This window comes from Dyella sp. (assembly GCF_035508675.1).
In the GTDB taxonomy this organism is placed as follows: Bacteria; Pseudomonadota; Gammaproteobacteria; order Xanthomonadales; family Rhodanobacteraceae; genus Dyella_B.
The window spans coordinates 1-5525 of sequence record NZ_DATJMN010000013.1 but is presented as its reverse complement, the minus strand read 5'-3'; the positions used below and the strand labels follow the sequence as shown (position 1 = coordinate 5525).

General features: G+C 63.4%; 6 protein-coding genes. 5 read left to right on the top strand and 1 reads right to left on the bottom strand.

What is annotated here, in order from left to right; all coding sequences use genetic code 11:
• On the bottom strand, positions 1 to 456 hold a 456-nt coding region (locus VMA74_RS00875), incomplete at its 3' end, for a fimbrial protein (protein WP_325363873.1).
• A 460-nt stretch (positions 457 to 916) separates the two neighbouring features.
• Here VMA74_RS00875 and VMA74_RS00870 point away from each other — a divergent pair.
• Genes VMA74_RS00870 through VMA74_RS00850 form a run of 5 tightly spaced genes read left to right on the top strand, consistent with a single transcriptional unit; the run spans position 917 to position 5247 of the window.
• The gene (locus VMA74_RS00870) at positions 917 to 1516 is read left to right on the top strand and encodes a hypothetical protein (RefSeq protein WP_325363871.1); all 600 of its coding nucleotides are present in this window, start codon (positions 917 to 919) and stop codon (positions 1514 to 1516) included.
• 45 nt (positions 1517 to 1561) lie between these two features.
• Positions 1562 to 1759: a helix-turn-helix transcriptional regulator gene (locus VMA74_RS00865; protein WP_325363869.1), complete on the top strand. Its 198-nt coding sequence runs from the start codon at positions 1562 to 1564 to the stop codon at positions 1757 to 1759.
• A gap of 7 nt (positions 1760 to 1766) precedes the next feature.
• Positions 1767 to 3344, top strand: a complete 1578-nt coding sequence (locus VMA74_RS00860) for an alpha/beta fold hydrolase (RefSeq protein WP_325363867.1) — start codon at positions 1767 to 1769, stop codon at positions 3342 to 3344.
• Entirely contained in the window at positions 3341 to 4075 is a 735-nt protein-coding gene (locus VMA74_RS00855; protein WP_325363865.1) for an ATP-binding cassette domain-containing protein, read from the top strand. Before VMA74_RS00860 ends, VMA74_RS00855 begins: the two co-directional genes overlap by 4 nt.
• On the top strand, positions 4072 to 5247 hold the full coding sequence (locus VMA74_RS00850; protein WP_325363863.1) for an ABC transporter permease: 1176 nt from the start codon (positions 4072 to 4074) through the stop codon (positions 5245 to 5247). The genes VMA74_RS00855 and VMA74_RS00850 overlap by 4 nt, the downstream gene beginning before the upstream one ends.
• Positions 5248 to 5525: the final 278 nt, after the last annotated feature.

Genomic DNA, 5525 nt, shown 5'->3' with positions numbered 1-5525 from the left:
GCCGCCGCTGGAGAGGTTGCCCACCGGCGAATTGTTGTTGGTGTTGAGGTTGATGACTGCGCCGGTACCGCTGAGCAGCTGTACTTCGACGTTGCCGGCGACCGTCTGCGGCGAGGTGGCGGAGGCAATGTTCTTGAGGTTGCCATCGCTGGCGTTGATGTTGCTGCCGCCGAACTGTTCCTGCACGCTGGTCAGGTTCGGATCGCAACCGCTCACCTTGATGGTGAACGGGGTGTTGCCGGCAACGGCGCCGGCCGCGTTCAGGGCGGTGGTGAACACCACGGGCAGTTGCACGGTGTTGCTGGCGCTGCCGCCATTTACGCTGAACGCGCAGGTGTTGGCGACCACCTTGCCGGTGATGGTGATGGTGCCGTCAGCGGCAGCCACCGAGGTGGAGAACAATGCTGCTGCGCCGAAGGTGGCGGCGAGGGCAGCGGACAGTACGATCTTCTTCATGCGGATTCCCTGTTTAACGTGTCGATGGGCTTTATAGCGTTCGGTAAAAAAGCGCTTGCGGTGGGCCGGGCGTTTTCCCGCCCCCTCTCGGGCAGGCCCACGCCTTGCTCAGCAATTGAGCAACATTCAGGCCAAAGCGTGACCCCTATCACATTGTCGGCGAAATCTGGCCTGTTTCCTACACACCGCCTACACGCTTCCGAAACATTTCCTCATTTCTGTCGGGAAAAAGTGTGAACTGCGTCTCCGGACTGGTCGGGGTGCCGTCAAAAAGTGACGTGCAGTGTCAGCGGATAGCGCGACGGGGGTGCCATTTGTAAAGTGTGCTTGACACGAGCGGGACGCTGATCGTAGGCTTTGTGTCAAGTATGCTTGACAGGTGACGGGGAGTTGTCGCTGCGGGTGAGGGATGCATGCGCAGATGGGACTCGTGCGGCGGACAGCGTGAAGGGGAAGGGCGATGCCGAGGTTTTCGTCGAAGCAATATCAATCGCGCGTGTTGATCGCGATGGCGATCTATACCGCGTTCATGCTGCTGGTCTGGCCGTGGGTGGGCAGAACGCCAAGCCTGCCGCTCAAGGCCCTGCTGGCGCTCGCGGCGACGCTGCCGGTGCTTTACGTCATTGCGCAAATGGCGCGGCTTATTCGCAGCAGCGACGAACTGGAGCGTCACACGCACCTGGTGGCCTTGAGCACGGCGACGGCGGTGGTCAGCGCGCTGACGTTCATCGGTGGTTTTCTGGCCGCCGCGGGGGTGGTGAAGCTGGATGGTTCGACCTTGTTGCTGGTTTACCCCGCCGTCGTGCTTTGCTACGGCGCGGTGCGCTGGCGGCTGGTGCGCAGTTATGGTGGGAATTCCCTGTGCGAGGAGACCGGCATTCGGCCCTATCTGTACCTGGTGCTTTTTGGCGTGGCGCTGATGGCGGTCGCTTTGCTGTATCCGGGCCGGCTGGATGATGCGCGTCGCGGGTTCCTGTATGGCGCAGCGGCGGGGATGATCGCTTTTGGCGGCGTGCCCATGGCAAGGCAGTGGTACAGGCGCAAATACCGTCATGACTGATCGTGCCACGCCGGCATGTGAGGGGCCGCAGCCAGCGCGTCCGGCATGAACAACCTCATACGCGAATTGCGCAGTGAACGTGGCTGGTCGCAAGCCGAGCTCGCGCAACAATTGGATGTATCGCGACAAACCATCAACGCCATCGAGACCGGCAAGTACGATCCGAGTCTGCCGCTGGCTTTCAAGATCGCACGCCTGTTCGGCATGCCGATCGAAATGATCTTTGTGCCCGGGGAGGAGTGAGGGAACCATGGCCTTGAAGGCAAGAACCGTTTTTCGCGTGATCGTGGTAGCGGTCGCGCTGGGTGTGCTGGCGTACCAGCATTGGCATCGACCCGGCGAACAGGCCACCGCAGCCGCGGATGTCGCGCCGGTTGCCGCACCCGTCGAAACCAAGGAGCCCGCGCAGCCGGCGCGTAGCTGGCGGCGCGGGTCACTCACGTTTACGCCGTGCGAGCTTGGCCGTCCCGGCAGCGGCGCGCGTGCGCCGGCGTGGTGCAGCATGTTCGAGGTGCCGGAAAATCGCGCCGATCCGCACGGCCGCCGCATCCGCCTGAAGCTGGCGATCGCGCGCAGCGATGCGCAAGTGCCCGAGCCGGATCTGGTCACCCTGCTGGCCGGAGGCCCCGGTGAAGCGGCTACCGAAGCGTGGGTGATCGAAGCGCCGGCCTTTGCCGAGGTGCGCAAGCACCATGACGTACTGCTGCTGGATCAGCGCGGTACCGGCGGCTCCAATCCGCTGAGCTGTAAAAGTGCGGAGCAAGCTTCCGATCAACATGCATTGACGCTCGATCTCGACACGGTGCGCAAGGATGTCGCCGCCTGCCTGGATGAGGTGAAGCAAAAGGCCGATCCGCGTTATTACACCACCACCATCGCGGTGCAGGATCTGGAAGACGTGCGCAAGGCGCTGGGTTCGCCGCAACTGGACCTGGTCGGCGTGTCCTACGGCACGCGCATGGCGCAGCAATACATCAAGCACTACCCCAATAGCGTGCGCAGCGTGGTGCTGGATTCGGTGGTGCCGAACCAGATCGTGCTGGGCGAGGATTTCGCCGGCAACCTGGACGACGCACTGAAGAAGGACTTCGCCTACTGCACCGCCGTGCCCGCCTGCAAGCAACGTTTTGGCGATTCGATGCAGACGCTGTACCAGTTGCGCGACGCATTGCGCGCCAATCCGCACAAGGTGAGCTTCCGCGATCCGGAAACCTACGAAACCGTAGAGCGCCCGTTGAGCGAGTTCTCGCTCGCCAGCGTGGTGCGCATGTTCGCCTACCAGCCGGAAACGGCGGCGCTGCTGCCACTGTCGATCAACGCCGCCGCGCACGGCGATGTTGGCCCCTTGCTTGGGCAGGCGAAGATATTGAGCGGTGATCTCAGCGGCGACATGAACAACGGCATGTCGATGAGCGTGATCTGCAGCGAGGATGCCGACCTGTTGCAACCACGGCCGCAGGACCAGAACACCATCCTGGGCAATCACCTCATCGATGCGATCAAGGCGCAGTGCGAGGTGTGGCCGCACGGCACGCGGCCCGACGATTTCCACGCGCCGTTGAAGAGCGACAAGCCGATCCTGATGCTTTCCGGCGAGTTGGACCCGGTCACGCCGCCGCGTTACGGCCAGCAAATCCTGCCTGGCCTGTCGGATGCGCGGCAGCTGATTTTCAAGGGGCAGGGGCACTCGCTGCTGGGGCGAGGCTGCATGCCGCAGTTGCTCGGCAAGTTCATCGACAAGCCCGATCCCAGGCAACTGGACGCCAGCTGCCTGGACAAGCTCGGCGAAACGCCGGCCTTCATCGACTTCAACGGAGCCTCGCCATGATCGAAGTGAAGGATCTGCACAAGCATTTCGGCGCCGTGAAAGCGGTGGATGGCGTGAGCTTCGTGGCGCGCGACGGCGAAATCACCGGCCTGCTTGGCCCCAATGGCGCCGGCAAGACGACCACCTTGCGCATGCTGTACACGCTGATGCAACCGGACCGTGGCCAGGTGCTGATCGACGGCATCGACGTGGCGAAGGACGCACTGGCAGTGCGCCGCCAACTCGGCGTGCTGCCGGATGCGCGCGGTCTGTACAAGCGGCTTACCGCGCGCGAGAACATCGACTACTTCGCGCGCCTGCAAGGCATGGACGAAGCGCTGGTGCGCACGCGCCGCGAGCAACTGATCAAGGCGCTCGACATGGCCGATATTGCAGACCGCCGCACGGAAGGCTTCTCGCAAGGCCAGCGCGTGAAAACCGCGATTGCGCGCGCGCTGGTGCATGATCCGCGCAATGTGATCCTCGACGAACCTACCAACGGCCTGGACGTGATGGCCACGCGCAGCATGCGCCAGTTCATGCGGCAGCTGAAGCAAGAAGGACGCTGCGTGCTGTTTTCCAGCCACATCATGCAAGAGGTGGCGGCGCTGTGCGATCGTATCGTGGTGATCGCGCACGGCCGCGTGGTGGCGGATGAAACCCCCGATGCGCTGCGTGCGCAAACCGGCGAAGCCAACCTGGAGGATGCCTTCGTAAAGATCATCGGCAGCGAGGAGGGCCTGGCGGCATGAACACCACGCTGACTGTCTTTCTCAAGGAAGTGAAGGAAAACCTGCGCGACCGGCGCACCATCATGAGCGCCTTGATCCTGGGGCCGCTGCTCGGCCCGATGATCTTCATCATGATCATGAACGTGGTGCTCACGCGCGAATTGAACAAGGCCGACCAGCCGATCAAGGTGCCGGTGATCGGCGCGCAATACGCGCCGAACCTGGTCAACGCACTCAAGCAGCAAGGCCTGGTGCCGCTGCCGGCCATGGCCGATCCGGAAGCGGCCGTGCACAATCGCGACGCCGACGTGGTGCTGCGCATTCCCAAAGGCTTCGGCGATGCCTGGCGCAAGGGTGAAACCTCGCAGGTGGAGCTGATTTACGACTCCTCGCAGAGCGATACCGGCGGCTCGGTCGGACGCGTGAAAGGCATGCTGGAAAGCTACAGCCGGCGCCAGGGCGTGATGCGCCTGGTGGCGCGCGGCCTTTCACCCACCATGATGGCGCCGGTGGCGGTGGACGAACGCGACCAGTCCACGCCACAATCGCGCGCCGGCCTGATGTTCGGCATGCTGCCGTACTTCTTCGTGCTGACCGTATTCATGGGCGGCATGTACCTGGCCATCGACCTCACCGCCGGCGAGCGCGAGCGGCAATCGCTGGAACCGTTGTTCGCCAACCCGGTGCCGCGCTGGAAGATCCTGCTCGGCAAGCTGGCGGCGACCTGCGCGTTCTCCCTGGTCAGCCTGCTGATCTGCGTGGTCGCGTTCGGCTTCTGCGGCAAGCTGATCCCGATCGAGCGGCTCGGCATGCGGATGGACCTGGGCGTTTCCTTCGCCGCGCAGGTAGTCCTGATGATGCTGCCGCTGGTGATGTTGCTGGCCTGCCTGCAGACGCTGGTGTCCGCATTCGCCAAGAGCTATCGCGAGGCGCAGACCTACCAGTCCGTGCTGATGATGGTGCCGATCTTCCCGTCGATCCTGCTGAGCGTAACGCCGATGAAAATCGCCGACTGGATGTATTACGTGCCCTTGCTCGGGCAACAGGTCGGCATCATGCGACTGCTGCGCGGCGAGTCGGTAACGGCAGCGCAGATCGCCAGCTGCGTGGTCACGGGTTTGGCGGTGGCGGTGCTGGCCATGGTGGCGACCGCGTGGGTGTATCGGTCGGAGCGGTTGGCGATATCGGCGTAGACATCGTTGCGCCACAGGCTGCTATTCGTTGCCGAAGTTCCGCCTTGCGATCTGGGTGCGCGTCTCGTAGCGATAAGCGCTGGCACTCCCCAAATGCGGCACAACCGTCCTCAGTGGCGTGCCGCAGCAGGGGATCTTACGGACGCGAACGGTTTATCCGCCCGGCTCAGGGTCGAGCGTATCGGCGTGTTGCTGCAGGAAGTAAATGGCGACGTGCAACCCTGTTGTGTGCACCGGGTTGAGTGGCCAGATGCCCAGCATGCCGGGTTTGTCGGGCG

Bases quoted from the DNA above. Each gene is read 5' to 3' on its own strand.
- VMA74_RS00870 (WP_325363871.1), top strand. From the start codon at position 917: ATGCCGAGGTTTTCGTCGAAGCAATATCAATCGCGCGTGTTGATCGCG.
- VMA74_RS00865 (WP_325363869.1), top strand. From the start codon at position 1,562: ATGAACAACCTCATACGCGAATTGCGCAGTGAACGTGGCTGGTCGCAA.
- VMA74_RS00860 (WP_325363867.1), top strand. From the start codon at position 1,767: ATGGCCTTGAAGGCAAGAACCGTTTTTCGCGTGATCGTGGTAGCGGTC.
- VMA74_RS00855 (WP_325363865.1), top strand. From the start codon at position 3,341: ATGATCGAAGTGAAGGATCTGCACAAGCATTTCGGCGCCGTGAAAGCG.
- VMA74_RS00850 (WP_325363863.1), top strand. From the start codon at position 4,072: ATGAACACCACGCTGACTGTCTTTCTCAAGGAAGTGAAGGAAAACCTG.